The 18677-nt window shown below is 55.2% G+C and carries 11 protein-coding genes, 1 tRNA gene and 3 pseudogenes; 9 read left to right on the top strand and 6 right to left on the bottom strand.

Annotated features, from left to right (window positions below; genetic code table 11):
* Position 1: 1 nt before the first annotated feature.
* From uvrC to JOE32_RS02110, 6 genes and pseudogenes are all read left to right on the top strand, one after another.
* The gene (uvrC, locus tag JOE32_RS02085; protein WP_209980996.1) at positions 2 to 1825 is read left to right on the top strand and encodes an excinuclease ABC subunit UvrC; all 1824 of its coding nucleotides are present in this window, start codon (positions 2 to 4) and stop codon (positions 1823 to 1825) included.
* A 32-nt stretch (positions 1826 to 1857) separates the two neighbouring features.
* Positions 1858 to 2418 carry a CDP-diacylglycerol--glycerol-3-phosphate 3-phosphatidyltransferase gene (gene pgsA / locus JOE32_RS02090; protein ID WP_003232771.1) on the top strand — a complete coding sequence of 187 codons (561 nt, stop codon included), beginning with the start codon at positions 1858 to 1860 and terminating at the stop codon, positions 2416 to 2418.
* A gap of 60 nt (positions 2419 to 2478) precedes the next feature.
* Positions 2479 to 2554: transfer RNA gene (locus JOE32_RS02095), tRNA-Gly, on the top strand.
* A 235-nt stretch (positions 2555 to 2789) separates the two neighbouring features.
* Positions 2790 to 4633: pseudogene (locus tag JOE32_RS02100) on the top strand (integrase arm-type DNA-binding domain-containing protein).
* Between the two features lie 1347 nt (positions 4634 to 5980).
* Positions 5981 to 6781, top strand: coding sequence for a hypothetical protein (locus tag JOE32_RS02105; RefSeq protein WP_048392770.1), 801 nt, complete (start codon positions 5981 to 5983; stop codon positions 6779 to 6781).
* Position 6782: 1 nt separating this feature from the next.
* Positions 6783 to 9248: a DEAD/DEAH box helicase gene (locus tag JOE32_RS02110; protein WP_209980999.1), complete on the top strand. Its 2466-nt coding sequence runs from the start codon at positions 6783 to 6785 to the stop codon at positions 9246 to 9248.
* Positions 9249 to 9393: 145 nt separating this feature from the next.
* On the opposite strand, the gene JOE32_RS02115 is transcribed toward JOE32_RS02110, so the two are convergent.
* From JOE32_RS02115 to JOE32_RS02125, 3 genes are all read right to left on the bottom strand, one after another.
* Complete coding sequence (locus tag JOE32_RS02115; RefSeq protein ID WP_048392774.1) at positions 9394 to 10698, bottom strand: FRG domain-containing protein; 1305 nt, start codon at positions 10696 to 10698, stop codon at positions 9394 to 9396.
* Between the two features lie 111 nt (positions 10699 to 10809).
* The gene (locus JOE32_RS02120; RefSeq protein WP_209981001.1) at positions 10810 to 12093 is read right to left on the bottom strand and encodes a nucleotidyltransferase; all 1284 of its coding nucleotides are present in this window, start codon (positions 12091 to 12093) and stop codon (positions 10810 to 10812) included.
* Entirely contained in the window at positions 12086 to 12706 is a 621-nt protein-coding gene (locus JOE32_RS02125) for an SLATT domain-containing protein (protein WP_048392778.1), read from the bottom strand. Before JOE32_RS02125 ends, JOE32_RS02120 begins: the two co-directional genes overlap by 8 nt.
* Before the next feature lie 211 nt (positions 12707 to 12917).
* Between JOE32_RS02125 and JOE32_RS02130 the strand changes: the two genes are divergently transcribed.
* A complete protein-coding gene (locus JOE32_RS02130; protein ID WP_048392779.1) occupies positions 12918 to 13538 on the top strand; it encodes a hypothetical protein in 621 nt (206 codons plus the stop codon).
* A gap of 498 nt (positions 13539 to 14036) precedes the next feature.
* Here JOE32_RS02130 and mobH read toward each other — a convergent pair whose 3' ends face one another.
* Positions 14037 to 15758 (bottom strand): MobH family relaxase, encoded by a 1722-nt coding sequence (gene mobH / locus JOE32_RS02135; protein ID WP_209981003.1) that lies wholly within the window; start codon positions 15756 to 15758, stop codon positions 14037 to 14039.
* Positions 15759 to 15986: 228 nt separating this feature from the next.
* Here mobH and JOE32_RS02140 point away from each other — a divergent pair, with 228 nt between their 5' ends.
* Positions 15987 to 16181, top strand: a complete 195-nt coding sequence (locus tag JOE32_RS02140) for a hypothetical protein (RefSeq protein WP_096480588.1) — start codon at positions 15987 to 15989, stop codon at positions 16179 to 16181.
* Positions 16182 to 16315: 134 nt separating this feature from the next.
* On the opposite strand, the pseudogene JOE32_RS02145 reads toward JOE32_RS02140, so the two are convergent.
* Positions 16316 to 17080: pseudogene (locus JOE32_RS02145) on the bottom strand (zincin-like metallopeptidase domain-containing protein); the annotation flags it as partial.
* 289 nt (positions 17081 to 17369) lie between these two features.
* Here JOE32_RS02145 and JOE32_RS02155 point away from each other — a divergent pair.
* Positions 17370 to 18227: a DJ-1/PfpI family protein gene (locus JOE32_RS02155; RefSeq protein WP_307495551.1), complete on the top strand. Its 858-nt coding sequence runs from the start codon at positions 17370 to 17372 to the stop codon at positions 18225 to 18227.
* An 80-nt stretch (positions 18228 to 18307) separates the two neighbouring features.
* On the opposite strand, the pseudogene JOE32_RS02160 reads toward JOE32_RS02155, so the two are convergent.
* Positions 18308 to 18657: pseudogene (locus tag JOE32_RS02160) on the bottom strand (transposase); the annotation flags it as partial.
* Positions 18658 to 18677: the final 20 nt, after the last annotated feature.

An 18677-nucleotide genomic window follows, 5' to 3' on the forward strand; every position in this document is an offset into this window, starting at 1 on the left:
CATGACCACGCCGTTCGATCCAAGTGCCTTCCTCTCGACCTGCAGTGGCCGCCCCGGCGTGTACCGCATGTTCGACAGCGAGGCGCGCCTGCTGTATGTCGGTAAAGCCAAGAACCTGAAGAACCGTCTGGCGAGCTACTTTCGCAAGACCGGTCTGGCGACCAAGACCGCCGCCCTGGTGGCGCGTATCGCCCAGGTCGAAACCACCATTACCGCCAACGAAACCGAAGCGCTGCTGCTTGAGCAGACGTTGATCAAGGAATGGCGGCCGCCCTACAACATCCTGCTGCGTGACGATAAATCCTACCCCTACGTCTTTTTATCCGATGGCGCCTTTCCGCGCCTGAGTATTCACCGTGGGGCCAAGAAGCAGAAGGGCAAGTACTTCGGACCCTATCCCAGCGCTGGCGCGATTCGTGAAAGCTTGAGCCTGTTGCAAAAGACCTTTTTTGTGCGCCAGTGCGAAGACAGTTTCTACAAGAACCGTACGCGACCGTGCCTGCAGTACCAGATCAAGCGGTGCAAGGCGCCTTGTGTCGGCCTGGTCGAGCCTGCGGAGTACGCCGAGGATGTGCGCCATTCGGTGATGTTTCTCGAAGGGCGCAGCAATGCCCTCACCGATGAGCTCTCCGGCGCCATGGAGCAGGCGGCCAGTACCCTGGATTTCGAGAAGGCCGCCGAACTGCGCGACCAGATCTCGCTGTTGCGTCGCGTGCAGGATCAGCAAAGCATGGAGGGTGGCACCGGCGACGTCGATGTGATCGCCGCATTCGTCAACCCCGGCGGTGCCTGCGTGCACCTGATCAACGTTCGCGGTGGCCGGGTGCTGGGCAGCAAGAACTTCTTCCCGCAAACCGGTATCGACGAAGAAGTGGCCGAAGTCATGGCTGCGTTCCTCGGTCAGTACTACGTGAGCAGCCCGGAGCGCGATCTGCCCTCGGAGCTGATCGTCAACGTGGTACACGAAGACTTCCCCACGCTCATCGAAGCGATTCACGAGCTGCGCGGCCGCGAGCTGGACATCAGCCACCGCGTACGCGGCACCCGTGCGCGTTGGCAGCAATTGGCCGTGACCAACGCCGAACAGGCCCTCAGCGCGCGCCTTGCCAATCGGCAGCACGTTGCCGCACGGTTTGACGCGCTGGCCGAAGTCCTCAAACTCGAGGAGCCACCACAGCGCCTGGAATGCTACGACATCAGCCACTCCAGCGGCGAAGCCACCGTGGCCTCCTGTGTGGTGTTCGGGCCGGAAGGACCGATCAAGTCCGATTACCGGCGCTACAACATTGAAGGCGTGACGGCCGGCGATGACTACGCGGCCATGCACCAGGCCCTCATGCGCCGCTTCAGCAAACTGAAGGAAGGTGAGGGCAAGCTGCCCGATATCCTCTTGGTGGACGGCGGCAAGGGCCAGCTGTCGATGGCCCGCGACGTGCTCAATGAACTGGCAGTGCCGGACCTGATCCTGCTCGGCGTGGCCAAGGGGACGACGCGCAAGGCCGGTTTCGAGACCTTGTACTTGAATGATGCCGCCCATGAGTTCACCTTGAAGGGCGATTCACCTGCGCTGCACCTGATTCAACAGATCCGCGACGAAGCCCACCGATTCGCCATCACCGGCCACCGCGCCCGTCGTGGTAAAACCCGACGAACCTCAACCCTGGAAGGGGTGGCAGGGGTAGGGCCGACGCGCCGACGTGACCTGCTTAAACATTTTGGTGGCTTGCAGGAGCTGTCCCGTGCCAGCATTGACGAAATAGCCAAAGCACCCGGTATCAGTAAAAAGCTCGCTGAGCTGATTTATGCAAACCTGCACAGCGAATAGAATGCCTTTCCACCTCGTAGCCAGTTGTGCCGATGAATATCCCTAATCTGATCACCGTTCTACGCGTCCTGCTTATCCCGATTTTCATTCTGTTGTTCTATTTGCCCTACGAATGGAGCTATGCGGCGTCAAGTTCCGTGTTCGCTTTCGCCGCCGCCACCGATTGGCTCGACGGCTACCTGGCCCGCCGACTGGAGCAGAGCACGCCGTTCGGCGCGTTCCTCGACCCCGTGGCCGACAAGCTCATGGTGGCCGTTGCCCTGGTATTGCTGGTGCAGGAACACGGCAATCTGTGGCTGACGCTGCCGGCCGCGGTCATCATTGGCCGCGAGATCGTGGTCTCGGCCCTGCGCGAGTGGATGGCCGAAATCGGCGCCCGCGCCCACGTTGCCGTTTCCAACATGGGCAAGTGGAAAACCGCCGCGCAAATGCTTGCGCTGGTCATTCTGCTGGCCAACCCGTCGGACTTCTCCTTCTGGGTGCTGACAGGCTACGCCTTGTTGTTGATCGCCGCCGGCCTGACCCTGTGGTCCATGCTCCAATACCTGCGCGCTGCCTGGCCGCATCTGCGCACTACCGTCGAAAAGAAATAAAACTTTTTTGAATCAAGGTGTTGACGAGCGCCGAGGATTCTATAGAATGCGCGTCACCAAGCGGGAATAGCTCAGTTGGTAGAGCACGACCTTGCCAAGGTCGGGGTCGCGAGTTCGAGTCTCGTTTCCCGCTCCAAATATTGCGCTACAGAGTTCCACTGAATTCTGTAAGTGATTGAAATTAGGGCCTTTAGGCCCTTTTTTCGTTCCAGCGGGAACCACTGAAATCCAGCTCCATCCAGTGCTTTTAAGTCCCGATTTAAGTCCCGAATGAGAATCTTGAATTTGGATGTGCACTGAATCGGTTTTTTGCTGGAGCAGCTTGGATAGCGAGACGAGCATCTGGCCCTGACTCTGTTCAGGAGCTCGCTATGGCACTCTCGGATACGACCGTTCGGCAAGCCCGAATCACCGGCAATGACTATACGATAGGCGACACGGATGGGCTTGCGCTCAACGTGACCGCACGCGGCGGGAAAATCTGGCGTTTCAGATATTACTGGGCGGGCGTGCAGAAACGCATGTCTCTTGGTAGTTATCCGCAAATCAGCCTTAAGGAAAAGCCCGTGCCCGGCGTGACGAGGCGCGCGCCTTGGTCGCCCAAGGCATCAATCCCTATGAGTACCGTAAGCAACAGCGTCGTGCTGTTCGTTTTGCGGCGGAGCATACCTTCGAGGCCGTGTTCAATCAGTGGGTAGAGTTCCGCAGGCTGAGCCTGAAGGAAGGACGCCAGAGCACGCTCTCGCAGATCTTGAGAATCTTCAATAAAGACGTTCTGCCCACCCTGGGCGAACGGTCCATCTACGATATCAATCGTCACGATCTGCTGGATTTACTGAGCAGGATCGAACAGCGCAAGGCCTTAACAACAGCCGAAAAATGCCGGACCTGGTTCAACCAATTGTTCCGCTATGCGCTGGTGAAAATCGAGGGGCTGGAACACAACCCAGCTTCAGACCTCGATGTGGTCGCACTTCCCAAACCTCCCGTGACGCACAATCCGTTTCTCCGCATGGACGAGCTCCCGGGGTTGATGGCCGCGCTTCGAAACTACGGCGGTGCCGACCAAACTCGGCTTGGCCTTCGGTTGTTGTTGCTGACCGGTGTCCGCACGGGCGAGTTGCGCTTGGCGACACCCGACCAGTTCGATCTGGAGAAGCGTTTGTGGGTCATACCGGCGGAGGTGGTGAAGCAGCTCCAGTTAGCGATGCGAAAGCCAGGTAAGCAGGCCCAAAATATACCGCCTTATATCGTGCCGCTGTCGGTTCAGGCGCTGGAGATCGTGCGTCACTTGCTGGACCAGGTAGTCCCTGCGCAACGCTACTTGTTTGCGCATCGAAGCGATCTAAGCAAACGCATTAGCGAGAATACTCTGAATGGCGCGTTACGCCGGATGGGGTACGCCGATCAACTCACCGGTCATGGCATGAGGGCGACGATCTCGACGGCGTTGAACGAGATCGGATACCCGAAGGTTTGGGTGGATGCTCAGCTTTCTCATGCTGATCCGGATAAGGTGAGTGCGGCTTACAACCACGCGGAGTACGTGGAGCAGCGCCGGACGATGATGCAGGACTGGGCGAATCGTCTGGATCTTTGGGGGCAGGGCCAACTAAAAGCGGCAAGCTCTCCGCTGACTATTCGTTTAGAAGGTGCAGCTTCATTACCTTCGTTGGAAAGCGCGAACGCAAACGCTGTTCTGTACAGCAGTGGTTTCCCAGCGACGACGGTTCCAGCCTCCAAAGTTTCCGTCAGCAACGAACCGCTCCTTAACGCGGCTCAGTATTCACCAGTCCTACCTGCTCCTACGCAGACTGAACAGCTGCGCGACCCCCAAGTATCTGAAATACAACGCCAGCGCGCCGAGATGCTAGCTACCTATGAAGCTTCGAGTAATTTGGCACTGTTTGTCTTCGCCAAACTGGCAGGCAAATCCAGAGATCAGATCAACCGAGATATCAAGGCTCGGCGCCTGCTATCCCTGAGTCTGGGGAATCGCGGTCAGCGTATTCCCGATTGGCAGCTTGATCCACTGCGGCACAAGTTGGTACTTGCTGCGTTAGCGCGGTTTCCGGATGTCGATGCATGGAGGCTTTATGGCGCCCTTTGTAAGCCTCATGAGCGATTAAAAGGTCGCGCGCCAATCGATGTGCTTACTACGGAGAATTTCGATGTGACCGCACAAATCGTTTGCAGTGCGCTGGGTTCAAGCTGAGGTGCTGTCTTTTTGCTGTGATAATGGATGTCGCTGCTTGCTTGGGTCCATCTAGCTCGGGCTGCCGTAAATGCGTGAACTTCACGCGTGGCCTGAGGTGCGGCGGAGATGTTCGGCAAGAGACTTCTATTGCGCAGGAAGACACCCTTTGGCATCATCTCGCTCCCGCCCTCTCTTGTCAGCTCTCCATCCCTCTCATTTGGGGGCTGCGTCTTGGGGATGGCGGGTAACCACCCGGCCTCGTGCCGGGTTTTTATTCGTTCGGCAGGCACGGCTGGCGGACAAACTTGGAATATCCAGCTACCCCATGTATGGGGTGCTAGGGGTCGAGTGTTCGAATCACTCCGTCCCGACCATTTAATTCAATGACTTAGCCGAACTCTAATCAGTTCGGCTTTTTCATATCTGAAAATTACTCCCACATTTACTCCCACGGATATCGTGGATCTCGGTATGCCGTCTCAGATGGCGTTCGAGAGTCTGAAGATGCGAAGACATTCATCAGTGGGTTGCCTATCTGGACATTCCGCAAGGCAAGCTTCGGGTTACGGCTGTAGGGAGCGCGGAGCTTTCTATTGCTGGTGAGGTGATCCGGACAGTCGCTCAGACTCCGGTAGAGTCATCGGATAGCACATGCTTCCCACGGCGGAGGTTCTTTTCGATGGGGGCTATCAACTTCCTGGTGATGGAAGCTCGGGCCGCGATCACACGCATTAACCTAATTGCTAGAGCTATGGATGCCGTCCTTACGTGATTGAGGTTGATGCTGAGCCCGTCGGAAAGCTTGATGAATCCCAAGCCTGTAAATACAGTCAAGGTCGTTATATCCGAAAAACATTTTGACTTGGCTCTAGGAAGGTATTTTCAGGCGGAAAAAATTCAAATGTGCCCCCAATTTTGCCCCAGTGCATCAGGTTCGCGAGTGGCGATTTCCGACAGAGCCAGATGGATTCAGATGGCTTTCAGTAGTTCATAAGTGCGGGGGAGTGGCTCACGCTGCCTACCTCTCAGTCGGGAATGACCAGCGGCGTTGGATGGGGCTGTCTACAATGCTGCGTATCTTTCAGTCCGACGCTGATTGACCTACGAACAATTGGATATTTATACAGCTGTTACGCAAACTCCGACGATTTGCACCAAAAATAGTCTCCGATCTTGTTTACCGGTCCCGTCAATCACGCTAACTTGCGGTAACGCTGGCACAGTGCCGCTATCGGTCATCCCTGACTAGATCTCACTCGCGCGCACGGCTGCTCAGCTGGTGCCTACCCTTATTCAGGGCGGGATCATTGATCGCGCGCAGCAACCGCAAGAGGATTCTGCGGTTTAGTGTTTGTAGGAAGTGTTATGGATGGCGTGAGCTTCAAGCAGGTAGACCAGTATGCGCTGTGTTGTGTCGAGAATTTTTCTGATGAGCTTAAGCTCGCGCTGAGGGAAAACCTCACCCGTATCTGCCATGGTGCTGATCAGGCCAGCAAGGACAGGGCGATCTACAAATACTCTGCGACGATTAAGCACTTCTGGAACGAGCGCTATTCCAAGAAAACTTGGGAAACCCGGATTGGTATGCTGGGTGAGCTCCTGTCTCACGTCATCATTCTGAAGCTCTTCCCCAACTTCGATGTGGTCTCCCCGTTCTTCAATATGGAAGAGAAGAGTATCCGGAAGGGCTTCGATCTCCTCCTATACGAGACCTCAACCAACAACGTCTGGATCACCGAGGTCAAGTCGGGCGGCAGAGGGGCGGACAAGACTTCTTGCTCGGCCACAAGTGCGCAATTGCGTTTGGCTCGGGATGACCTCAAGAGGCGTTTGGCTGAGCCGGAGCTCAATCACTGGCTTAACGCGATCAATGCCGCGAAAAATGCGATCCACAACAAAGCTAATTACCGGGACTCGGTTATTGAGATCTTGGAGATGGAAGGTGATTTGGCTGAAGAAGACGGGGCGAGTGCTTCGGACAACAATGTGTTTCTGGTCTCTGCCCTGTTCAGCGAAGTGTCCCAGGCTATCGCCGAAAATACCGTGTCAAATTTCACCACCAAGCTGGTAGCTGAAGCTGTGTTCAAAACGGTGTGGGTGCTGTCCCTCCACAAAGGCACCATGGAAAAGCTGGAAGAGTTTTTGAGGCAGGAGGCGGAGCAGTAGCATGGAAGAGCTGACTATCAGGAAACTGGGCAACACCAAGTTCAAGGATCTGTATTTCCAACTCCTCAAGGGAGACGAACTGGGTAACACAGAGATTGTGAAACTTTTGGCGATCGCCGTGCTGCTCCTTAACCACAAGACCCTCGAAATTCGGCGTCTCGGCTACCGCATTATCCTGTTTTACGGTAACGCTTCGGGTCAGTACCAGGCGCTGTACGATGTTGCACTCAACAGTGGTCTGCACCCTGTCTCAGCAGTAATCAGCAGCTACTTTTCCGAGGATGATCACCGCAGCGAGTCGTTCATCCGAAACATCGTGGGCAGCTACATCGATACCTTCCGTGATCAAGGCATCGTGCTGACTGAGCAACAGGATGCCCTGCGGACATTTGTTCAGTCGGAGTACCGTAAGTCGTCAGTCGTGGTTGCTCCGACCAGTTACGGTAAATCTGAGCTCATCATCCAATCGGTGAGGGAAAATCCAGGGCAGCGGATCCTGATCCTCGTGCCTTCTAAGGCTCTGCTGGCCCAGACGAAAAAACGGTTGATCTACGCGGACATTGAGGGGCTGGGCAAGGTGGTGACCCACCCCGAGATGTATTCGGTTGAGCGGAAGAACAGGGCATTTGTCCTGACCCAGGAGCGGCTCAACAGGCTCTTGAACGAGAACGCCGGGCTGAGCTTCGATATGGTCTTCGTCGACGAGGCCCACAACCTGCTGCAGAGCGACCGCAGAAGTGAATTACTGGCTGCCATGCTGTGCATCCTGGGGGCTCGTAATCCGGAAACATCATTCAAGTTCCTGACTCCCTTCCTATGCGATGAACTCAATGTCCGTGTGCGCTTCTTGGACATGATCCCGAGCGGATTCAAGATCGACGAGTACATCAAGTCTGAGCGCTTCTACATTAAGGATTTTAGGGCAGGGAGGGGCCAGACGAAGCTCAAGCTCTACGACCATTTCCTGAATGACTGGATGGAATTCGATCGGAGGTATGCCAACTGCTTCGAGCTCATCAAAGGCGAAGCACTGTCCAAAAACATCGTTTACGGCAACAGGAAAAAAAGCATTGAGTCATTTGCGGTTGAACTGGCAGCCGTGCTGCCGCTCGTAGATTGTCCGCTGATCCAGACCGCCTGTGCCGAGCTAGAAGAGCTTTTTGACCGACGCTACAAACTGATCGGCTGCCTGCGCAAAGGGGTTATGTACCACCATGGTTCGATCCCTGACACCATCCGTCTTTACTTGGAGAACCTGTTCAGCAGCTCCAAGCAGATGAGGTTTTTGGTCTGCAACTCCACGCTTCTGGAAGGGGTGAACCTGCCGATCGAACGACTCTTCGTCTTTGATTTTTTCAAAGGGAAGCAAAAGCTGACGCCATCTCAATTCAAGAACCTGGTCGGACGCGTCAACCGGTTCAGTGAGGTCTTCGCGCCTGGAGCTAAGGCTGCGTTGAGAAAGCTGGAGTCCAGCATCTACCTGTTGGGCGTAAATGGCTACACCCGCGACAATGCAGCGCTTGAGACTTTCTACGATAAATCCGTCAACGTTTCAAAGGTGGTCAAGGACACTGTCAGCAACGTTCTGCTTGAAGCCACCAAGATCATCGATGGGAAGGTGTCGTTTCTCTACGACGACGCCGTGGCTCGTCTTGAGAATCTGCATCCTGGCGTGGTTAAAGATCGAGAGTGTCGGTACGTTACCACTCAGGTGGGCAAGCTCCTAATCGCGAACAGTGTCAGTGAAATTGACGTGTTCTCAGAGGAGGAGGCTATTGAACGGAAGATCAGGCGAGGCATCGAGGCGAACGGCGTCATCAACACCGTTGACCGGCTGATGCTTGCGATCTCCAAATCGTTCGTCGATCACTTCGACAACAGCCGAGAGTACAGCGACCTGGTGCGTCTCAAGCAAGAGCCTGCCCGGAATTTCTACGCCATGATCCTGGATTGGAAGCTGAAGAAACTCAGCGTCAAGCAGACGATCCGACAGACGCTCGCGTACTGGAAAAAGCTGGTCGAGACTAGCCATAGCGATCACGTGTTCGTGGGTAAATGGGGTGATACCAAATATCGCGACAGCAAGTACGAGAACTGGGTAAGGATCTCCCAGAAGGATGACGGCGAGCGTATTAACCTGGCAATCGTCCGTCTCAAGGACGAGGACGATTTCTTCGACAACAAGATCTTCAAGTTCGTCGAGGTGCTGAATGGGGTAGGCGCCCTGGATCCAGGGTTCTACAAACTCATCAAATACGGCACTGCGGATGACACCAAGATCAAGCTCATCCGCGATGGTTACAGCCATGGCCTGGCGGATCTGATGCTCGAACGGTATCCCGAAACTGTGCGTGCGACGCTCGGCGGCGAGATCGAAGTGAGCCCTCGCCTAGTCAACATGATGATCACCAACGAGGAAAGCGATCTGCTGATTTTTGAAGCCAAGATGAACCTCAAACCCATCTGATTGAAGATTTTGGAAGCGCCTGCGAGTTTGATCAGGATAGCGTAGTGAGTCGGGTACAGCGATGAGTCGAGATTCATCCCGACATTGGTCGAGGCTAGCCGTCCGTGCTCCTTAGTGATCGGCACGGCTGAGTGCACGAGCTTCGTCAATTGAAGCCTTTGGGATCTCTCAGGAACTCTTCGGCGATGTGCAGTGCGCTGATGTGCTGTGCATGGACGATGGGATTGCCGCATGAGCAATCTGTGGTCTGCGCTTCCCGTGTCCACACTCCGCTTGCCTGCCTCCGATATGTCCAGCCCGTGATGAAGCCGGCGCCGCTCAGTCGGAGCCCTGGGTGGTTGACGGTGAGTTCACAAACCTCAAATAGGTCGGGCCCGCGAGGTATGACGCCGACGCCCTTCTGGTAGAGCGTCAGGTGATCTAGGGTTGGATGCTTGATCAACGTGTCTGCTTCGAATGCTACCGTGCCATTCTCGTTGATTAGCTTCTCGATTTCAGGGAAGCGAAGGGGCTTGCTCGGGTCGGCTGAGCCATAGAGCACCATGTCCGGGATTTCGACGAAGATTCCACTGTGAGGGTTACCATCAATCGAATCCTGGGTATCCAGAATCCTTGCACCACGATAGAACGCCGTTTGCGCACCTGCGATTTTCACTAAGCTTGGATGGTACTCCGGAAGCTCCAGTGCTCGCTTGAACGCAGGCAGATTTTTGAGGCTTGCTTCAAACTTGATCTCCTCCCACGGCAAGCCCAGCAGTGATCTTAAGATCGGATCGTCTGCGGGAGAGGGGAAGAGCGTGTTCGTGTCGGTTAAGCCACGGGCAGCGGCATACGCCTGCAGAACGTCGCTCGGGACAGTGATTTGTGCGAGATAGCAATTCTGTGGAATCGGATTGTGCAGAGGGCCAAGAAGCCAAGCTGACTGAGCCACGGTGCGCGGCCTGTAGCCCTCAACCGTCAACGTAGCCAAGTTGACTAGGCCTACATGATTGGCGGCCTGCTTACTGAGCACATACAGATGACCAGTGCCGATCACAGGTGCATAGCGGGCCATGCGCTTTCTGACCATCACCGCCACCTCGTCACAGTCCTCGCACAGCTCCAGCGTGGTTGCTTCACTGTATTTGTGGCTGGCGAACCATGCAGCTACGGCTGCACTTGAAGTGCAATCGACGTAAAACGAACGCCACCCGTAGTGCTGAAGGAGGGCCTGCTGGTAGGCAAAGTCTGATCGGTGCTGGGCGATGTAGGCATCCAACACGCCTTGGGAGTAGCGACACCACTTGAGCATTTCGCTCGGTATGCACCCCTTCCTGTCGAAGGACGTTCCTATGGAGGGGGCTCCCACCTCACCGTAATGGGAGATCTGGCCACGAAACAAAATATCCTCACCGAAGGTCCCAAGGAGCTGGTTTAACTCGTCGACGCTATTCGCTGCATATTGCTTCAAAGCTGCCTCCCTCGCCGATAGCGTATGGCATTGTTTTTTACCAGTGCTTTGTAGTTTCGTCACAAAAAGTTGCGTAAGTGCGGACTGTCTCCTGAAACACTTCGACAGTACTCATATCGGCACGATGATTCGGCTGCGGGCAACGCACACGTTGTCTTTCACCGCATAGCATTCCACGTAATGGTCGCCTTGGAAGGTTGAGTGCTCGGTGATTTGATGGTGGCCGCTGTCGATACGGATTTCCCCGCGAATCATGTTCCGCTCGATGGCCGCCGGGCCGAGATTCTTCACCTTCCAGTAGATTTTATAAGGTGGCGGCACATCGATCTCGGCTACCCAAAATGTCAGCTCACGCTGTTTCGGGATCCGGTAGGTCATAACGCGTGACATGAGGTTGCGAAGTCGGTCACCCTCATTTTTGACCGAGCAATCGATACGAAGGGTGTACTGGATGTCGAGGCTGAATTTTCGGCCAATGAACTGTTCGCCATTTTTGACGCGATTTTCCGCTATCGCCTGCTTCTTTTCCTGCTCGACATACTCTGGGAAATGTTCGCCAAAGACAGTGCTCCACCGCTCATGGGCAACCTCAGCATCGTCCAGAGCCTCCTGTAAACGCCTCAGGGCCTTCTTGGCTTTGGGGTGGAAGTTACCTGACTTCGTGACGATCGAGCTGCTTCCAGGCGCACGCCATTGCTCCTTGTCCTCGTCGATATCCACCAGGTATGCGAAGAAATCCCGAGTCATTTCGCCGTAGGCGGAATAGGAGTTGGCGTCGTAGTCTGCGGTGTTCTTGAGGAACTGGTAGCAGAGAGTGTCGATCATCATCCCTTTAAGCGGCACGCCGTGGTCGTTCTTCCAGGCCCGCACCATTTTGCATAGGCGCTTGAGGTTATGGTTTTTGGCCTGGTTCAGCGCGTTAATCTCATCGATTTCAGCGACCGGGTTGCAGGTTTCCCAGTTGCCCCCGTCATTCGCATCCGGATAAGTGTAGCTATCATCCTCATGCTCGAACGCAGGTAGCACCTCGACCACGTAATCCGTGAAGTTGATCGACACTACCTGCTGCTGAGCCCTGACCTCATGATTAGGAAAGCGCTCCTTCAGGGCTAGGCGTATCTCTCCGAGTAACGCCGACTGTTTGTTATTTTCGTAACGCTGGAAGCGATCGTAGACCGACCATGGCAGCACGAACGCCATGTCCAGATCGCTTACGCCGTGGACGGCGGTATGGCGACCGTACGAGCCGACCTGGCGGCAGTGGAGGATGTCTGAGGCACTGTCGTAGTATTTTCCGTTCAGTTTCTCGGTGATCTGCCGGTAGCTTTTGGAGATCTCGTCGGCGTTCTTGACGGCCAGGTTTCTTCGAAATTGCTCAAAAAGCTCTTTACTCATGGGTGCAAGCGTCCTTTAGGGAGAGCAGAAGATCTGGATGCGCGGCAAGCCATGACCCGCCGGCATAAGCGATCAGAACCACCACAATTAGCGCGTAAACGGAAAACGGGATCTTGTCCCTGAAAAACGAAAACTCACGGTGCTCAGCGATCCAGTCGACCTGTTGATCCCAGAAGAATTTCTTGTGAGCAAGCCAGCCTGAGAACAGGATGTGCTTTCTCTGACAGGCTGAGCGGAAATCGGTGGTGATTTGATCCAGTTCGGCTTGATCGGCGGAGGTGAACTGGTGATTGGATTTGCACCGGGCAGACATGCTCTTCAGCTGATCCAGCAACTGCGTCAGCTTGTTCCCAGCCTGGAAATACTGCTCTTTGGTATCGCCGTAATAGGTGATGTAGAGGCTGCAGATGCCGATCACCGTAATGAGCGCCGAGATGTGTTTTGCCGCCAAGAAATCGATGTAGAGCGCTAGCACGCCAATCACCAGGGAGATCAGGCCGATCCAGCCTGGAGCTTTCTCCACAATGTCGTAGGTGGAGAAGTGAAGTTTGGCGGAGTACCCGACGTCATAGGCCTTCTCGGCGATCAACTTCAGCGCAACCTGCTCATCCATATAGCTTACCTGCAGAGAGTCTCATCAGTCGCCTGCTACCGCTGAGAGAGGTATATAGATGGCCCTGACGTCGCATGTTGCGCTGGGCGTGGTAATTCGGCGTTCCAGCGCAAGGCGATCCGTCAGGTGCCGGGGTGGATTTTAGTCATGTTATGTCATGTAATGGCCACTATATTTATCTTCGAGCACCAAATCTGAGAAGGAGCTTGCTTTGGTCGATGCTACGGTTGTTGAGCGCGTTCTCTGTGTAGTAGATAGATGCCTGAAGGCCCAGTTTCCCGATGACTACTACAAACGATGTTTGTATGCATCTTTTGGTGTGCACAGTCTCTTGCAGTCGCTGGGACATAGCCCTGAGGTGCTGGGGGGTAGATTTTCAGCCTTTGTGGTTTCGCAGGATCAGCGAAGGGGCTTCGTTCACGGGTATGCATCTGAGTCCGGCGAGCATTCTCATTATTGGGTGGAACTCGATGGCTCGATTATCGACTTGGGTACGTACTACCTACCTGCGGGTGCAGGTTTCTTAGCGTGCGAAATGCCGGCAGTATTTTGGGATACAGCGTACGCTTTTCCGAAAGGACTGACCTATGCACCCGAAGCCAGCTATGCATCGTCGGAGGTAGCCCAGCTCGCACCGCATATCATCGAAAAGATGGAGCCGTTCCTTGCGGCCTGTCACGCCCGAATGGGGAGGCCTTTGGTTAAGCCGAAAATTGGGAAGTGGCTCGTGATCTCGCCTTCATCCATCCGGAGGGCCGCTCGCAAAGGCGATCTATGGGCACGAGGTGTGATTCGGTATGAATCTCTGCCAGAAGAACGCCTATCCATCTGAGACTTGTTTTTTCCACCCAGCTCGGTTGATGGTGAGAGCAAAACAGGAGACTCAATGGATCGCTAAAGGTGAGCTCTTCTGTAGCCATACCGTCATCAAATACAAAGTCATTTGTGTTTGACAATTCCTTCGGTGCGAATGCGCGCTTTTGGCTGTGAGCTTGGCACGAGCCTAGCTCACCAATGATTTTCCGTGGGAAGCCAGCATCGAACCAGGCGTTGCGAGACTTCAGGACTGCGTGGACAAACATCCTTACTAGTGATCATCTGCGGGTTCAGGGATGAGATAGAAAGGGGGCGAAGAGAGACGGAGCCCCCCCCTGGCCGACCCTGTGTCAAACCGGGGCACGCTGTCATAATTTCACCGCGTCGGTGTAGGCTGTAGTATGCGGTCTCTCAAACTGCAACGGCGTCACAGTATTGTGGCCGGCCATGAGTTCGGCAGTCCTAATACTCGCGGTGCAGAATGTCGTAGGATCCAATAGATTTCTATGGAAATCTAAGCATTTACGATTTTAAGAAAAGGATTATCGGCCGGCACAATATTGAACAACAACGCCGGGGTCTCGAGCAAATAACCTTTAAGATTTGCTTTCTTCCGAGGACCTTCGACATGACAGATCCAGATGTTCAAGCCATCGTCTCGTTTCCTGTGGACCTTCAGTTTTTCGAACTGCTTCTGCACCCAACGCCATTCTTCAATCTCTTGATCGAAATCCTGTGAGATACCAGGAAACTCCTGCACATAGCGTTGGAAGAGACCTGGTGTGACCAATAGCACGCTGCCGCTCACCGTGTGGATTTTAGCCTTGCTGTCGTTGATGATCAGCTTGTGGCTCTGGATGCCTTCCTTGACCCATTTCAGGAATGCCCGACCGGGGTTGTCCGAAGGGGAGCTTCGGATTTCAAGAGCTCTTTCGGGTGGTGATTCAGGAGTCTCGGGCTCTGCCAATTCGAACATATTCAGCAACGTTCCGAGGTAATCGGCATCCATCGCTAGTGAATCTTCCAGCGATTGGTTTTGATGTGATCCTGTTCCGCCTGCCTTGGGCACTGGTGGTGATACCGGAGCGTCAGTCGGGTGGTCATCGACTACCATGGTCACTGTTCCGCTGAAAATTTTGGGCCGGTCTTCGTTTCCCCAAATCAGTGCGGGTTGAAGGCGCAGAAAGGTGAAACTCTGCTGCCAATTTCCCTGTGCCACAAGCGCGGTCCAGATGGCTTTGCCTTCCGGCGTGGACTCAACCAATCCATGCGATTGCAGCTCGTCAAACACCGCGAGATTGGACGAGGGAATCCCTTCAATCGATTGCGACAGCAGATAGGCCCGGAGCTTGTCTGTGACCGTCTTGCTGACGAGCCAGAGTGCGTCCTGGGTCAGCCATCCCGCGGCACCTGGCTGGTTGAGTTTCAGCTCGTTCAGAACTAGATGACGCAGTCCGCCGATCAAGTGATGTTGCAGCGAATGAATCGGTGCTTGCAGCGCCTTGTTCGGGTTACCACCGATGTTCTGCGCAGTAGAAACGCGGTCGGCCTGCATCACCAACTCACCGAGCACGCCGGCACGTTCGTACTGGCCCGCCAGGACATACAGCAGGTTGGCCCAGAGCGATGGGAACCCACTGAGCCAATCGAGGATCGGGCAGTCAAGAATCTGGGTATAGATCAAGCCTGCGGCCGCGCCGTGCAGGTGGTAGTCGCGACCCTTGAGGTAGCGAAAACGATACGGCTGATCCAGGGATCCCTGCCAAGGATGCCAGACACGGCCATCCTGGCGTTCGACCAGCAGGTCCACGGCGATTTTGCCGATGTCATGCAGCAGGGCTCCATAAGCGATGCCGGCGGACCAGGCATCTGTCTGTGCAGCTTGGTCTTCGGGCGCGGCACCGGTGGGAAGCAGATACGACTGACGCAGTTTCAAACTGCAAGCGACCAGCTCCAACCCATGGTCGAGCATGCCGCCAAGATAAGCGTGGTGGTGTGTCTCGCTGGCCGGGAGTTGTTGGACCAGCTCGGCGTAGCGATGGATCGGATTTAAATAGAGCTGCCTGAACTGCTGATGGGAGAGGGCGGTGTACTGCCAGATGCGATCGAGCAACTGGCGGCGGTGCTCGGCTGCTAACAAGCTCTGGGGCGATTCGATGGGCAGGTAGCCTTCGGCGACGTTGACGGTGGGTGGCGGAGGAGGTTTTTGCCTTTTGTGGCGAAACAGCCTGAGCATCGCGGCCTCCCGGGAGATGGCGGATCAGTAGCCTTTTAGCCTTTTCGGATAGGGCTCTTACCCTTGACCCCCATTCCCTTCCAACCCTTACCGGTCCTTTTGACGCGTTTCCCTTTGTGCGGCAATCGGAATATCGATTTGTCCTGGTGCCGTTTTATTGGATGTGCATGCTGGTACGAAAAAGGAAAGTGTCGGTACACTGCGGTGCGAATTTTATTGGGTTTTGTCATGAATCTCACTGACGCCACGCTCGTGCTGCTGCTCGCGGCACGTATCCATGGAACAGACGAAGCCGTCAGGGCCTCGGCGAAGAGCGTGGTCAAGAAGCTACCGCGCAGCAAACGTGACCTTATCTACAAGGTGATCGACAGCCGGAGTCCGCTCGATCTGGTGGATTACCTGGCGGAGAATCTGGATACGTAACGGCGTACTGCGGTTACGGGGTTACCTCATGTTCTTTGCGTCAGAGCTCCGCAGTGTGGGGATTTTTCTGGGCATAGAAAAAGGGTCCAACTCGTGTTGGACCCTATGAAGCGTTTGCAGCGGTGAGGTGACGATCAAGCGCCATCGTTCATGCATCGCGAGTCATCCATTACCGTCTGCTTCCGTTGCTGCTCCAGGTTGAGCACATACTCCGAAGCGCATCGGGCCTGGCCACTGGCGCGGAAAATCGCGCGGTTGTCAGCCTTGAGCAGGCCGAGCCAGGAGTCGATATAGCCCTCGTGCCGAAGCTCTCCCCGTATACCGGCGTAGGCACATAAAAAAGCGGCCCCCATTTCGGCGATCAACTCTTCAAATGCATAACCTGGCGAGCCGAATGGGCAAGGTGTGGTCACGCCTTCACGCTGCAACCGAGAGTGGTGCCCGGTCCAGTGCGTCAGCTCGTGAAGCGCGGTGGCGTAGTACCCACCCTGATCGTGAAATTGCGCTTTTGTCGGCAGTTGGATGAGATCCCTGATTGGGTGGTAAAAGGCTTCGTCGGCAAATCGATGAATGATATTTGCGCCCGAACTTCGCAACAAACTTTCTGCAGCAGCGTTGGGGAAGAAGGGATCGCTCGGTTCCGTCTCGATTAAAGTTTCGTTGAGCGTTTCGAGCCCTTCCGTTTGCTCGATGTTGAACAGAAAATGTGTCCTGAGAATGCCGAAGTGAGCGACCTTGGGCTGACCGTTTTCATCGAGTACGGGTTGGCCTGATTCGGTCTGTTCCTCGCGCTCCATCGGTTTGTAGAGCACTGCCAGAGTGCTGTGCTCACCCTTACGGATGTGCCCGCCGGCTTTTTTGGCTTGATTGAAGGTCAGCCAGCGATCTTGAGTGAACCCCCCGCGAGCGATCCGTACCGGTGAGCAATACATCGATTCTGCCAACACCCAGTCCATTGATGCCTGGACCCGCTACGACCTGGGGGCTCGCTACGCCCTCAAAGGGCTGATGGACAAGCCTGTGCTGCTGCGTTTGGCAGTGGAGAACGTGTTGAACAAGGATTATTGGGCATCTGCATCCGCAGGGCAGGTTGCAGGCGTGTCACGTGGCGCGCCACGGACTGTTCTGGTCTCAAGCACTTTTTCTTTCTAATCATTTCAGCCCTGATGCTGTAGAGGAATATCCAAGATGACTGACATAGACGCCGACTACCCGGGAAGACGCGACTTCCTATCCCTCTCCATGGTACTGGCGGGTGGGCTGCTGCTTGGGGAAAAGGCTAGCGCCAAAGAAATGGACGCGGGTATGCCAATGCCACGTACCCAGGCTCCAGGGGCTGGACGCAAGATTGCAATGCTGGTTCATCCACGCATGGCCTTACTGGACCTGGTCGGGCCGCAGACCATCCTCCGAATACTCGGGTGTGACATTTATCTTGTCGCGAAAACGCTAGAGCCCGTTTCAACGGATGTTGGTATCAGCGTCACGCCGGACATCACCTTTGAGAAATGCCCTAAGGATTTGGATGTGTTGTTTGTACCTGGCGGCCTGATGGGGTCTCTGGTTGCAATGGAGGATCAGCAGACGTTGAGCTTCCTCGCGGATCGAGGTGCTTCAGCCAAATACGTAACCGGCGTCTGCACCGGAGGGCTGGTACTTGCAGCGGCAGGGCTATTGAACGGTTATCGGGCGACAGCGCACTGGGGCGTTGCTGACCTGTTACCACTCATGGGCGCTGTTCATGAAACGGGCCGTGTCGTGCACGACCGAAATCGTTTGACCGGGGGAGGCGTCACCGCGGGTCTGGATTTTGGCCTGACGCTGGCCGCACAACTCTGCGGAGAAGATGCTGCGAAACATGTGCAGCTCATTATCGAATATTCACCTGAGCCACCTTTTCATTCAGGTACACCTGATGAGGTCGGGCCGGACCGAATGATCGAAGAGCGTAAAGCCCGGGTGTGGATGGACGCTCAGGCGAGACAAGCCTCTGAGCGAGCGGCCGCGAGACTTGGCTTACAGGCCAGCGCCGTAGTCAAACCGTAGATGATCGCGTGCGAGAACCCGGCGGCTTTCGAAAGAACAACTGCGAAAACTCGTCAAGCCACTGTAGGCAAAGCGTGGCTGGCCTTGCTGTTGTGTTTCCGGAAGTTGGCGATGGTCTTGAAATCCGGCATCAAACGCCCGGTCAGCCACATCAGTTCGACGTTGCGCTGGGCTTCTCGCTCCAAACGTCGGCTTGACTGGATGCGGTTGAGATAGCCTAGATGTAGATCTTCAGCAGGATCGCAGGGTGGTAAGCAGGCCGGCCAGTATCGGCTGGAATAGCACTTTCAAAACCCAGTTTGACCAGGTCGAGTTCGTCGACAAAGACGTCGACTACGCGTACCGGATTGGCCTCCGTGACGTAATCGTCGAGGCTCTCCGGAAGGAAGGTTCCTTGACCTCGATGTTCACCTTGAATAAAGCGCTTCATGGGCGATCCCTGCGATGAAA

Origin of the sequence: Pseudomonas sp. PvP025 (genome assembly GCF_017832155.1) — a bacterium.
Classification (GTDB): domain Bacteria; phylum Pseudomonadota; class Gammaproteobacteria; order Pseudomonadales; family Pseudomonadaceae; genus Aquipseudomonas.

Coding starts and splice junctions, on each gene's coding strand:
- uvrC (WP_209980996.1), top strand. CDS start 2: ATGACCACGCCGTTCGATCCAAGTGCCTTCCTCTCGACCTGCAGTGGC.
- pgsA (WP_003232771.1), top strand. CDS start 1,858: ATGAATATCCCTAATCTGATCACCGTTCTACGCGTCCTGCTTATCCCG.
- JOE32_RS02105 (WP_048392770.1), top strand. CDS start 5,981: ATGGATGGCGTGAGCTTCAAGCAGGTAGACCAGTATGCGCTGTGTTGT.
- JOE32_RS02110 (WP_209980999.1), top strand. CDS start 6,783: ATGGAAGAGCTGACTATCAGGAAACTGGGCAACACCAAGTTCAAGGAT.
- JOE32_RS02120 (WP_209981001.1), bottom strand. CDS start 12,093: ATGAGTAAAGAGCTTTTTGAGCAATTTCGAAGAAACCTGGCCGTCAAG.
- JOE32_RS02125 (WP_048392778.1), bottom strand. CDS start 12,706: ATGGATGAGCAGGTTGCGCTGAAGTTGATCGCCGAGAAGGCCTATGAC.
- mobH (WP_209981003.1), bottom strand. CDS start 15,758: ATGCTCAGGCTGTTTCGCCACAAAAGGCAAAAACCTCCTCCGCCACCC.
- JOE32_RS02140 (WP_096480588.1), top strand. CDS start 15,987: ATGAATCTCACTGACGCCACGCTCGTGCTGCTGCTCGCGGCACGTATC.
- JOE32_RS02155 (WP_307495551.1), top strand. CDS start 17,370: ATGACTGACATAGACGCCGACTACCCGGGAAGACGCGACTTCCTATCC.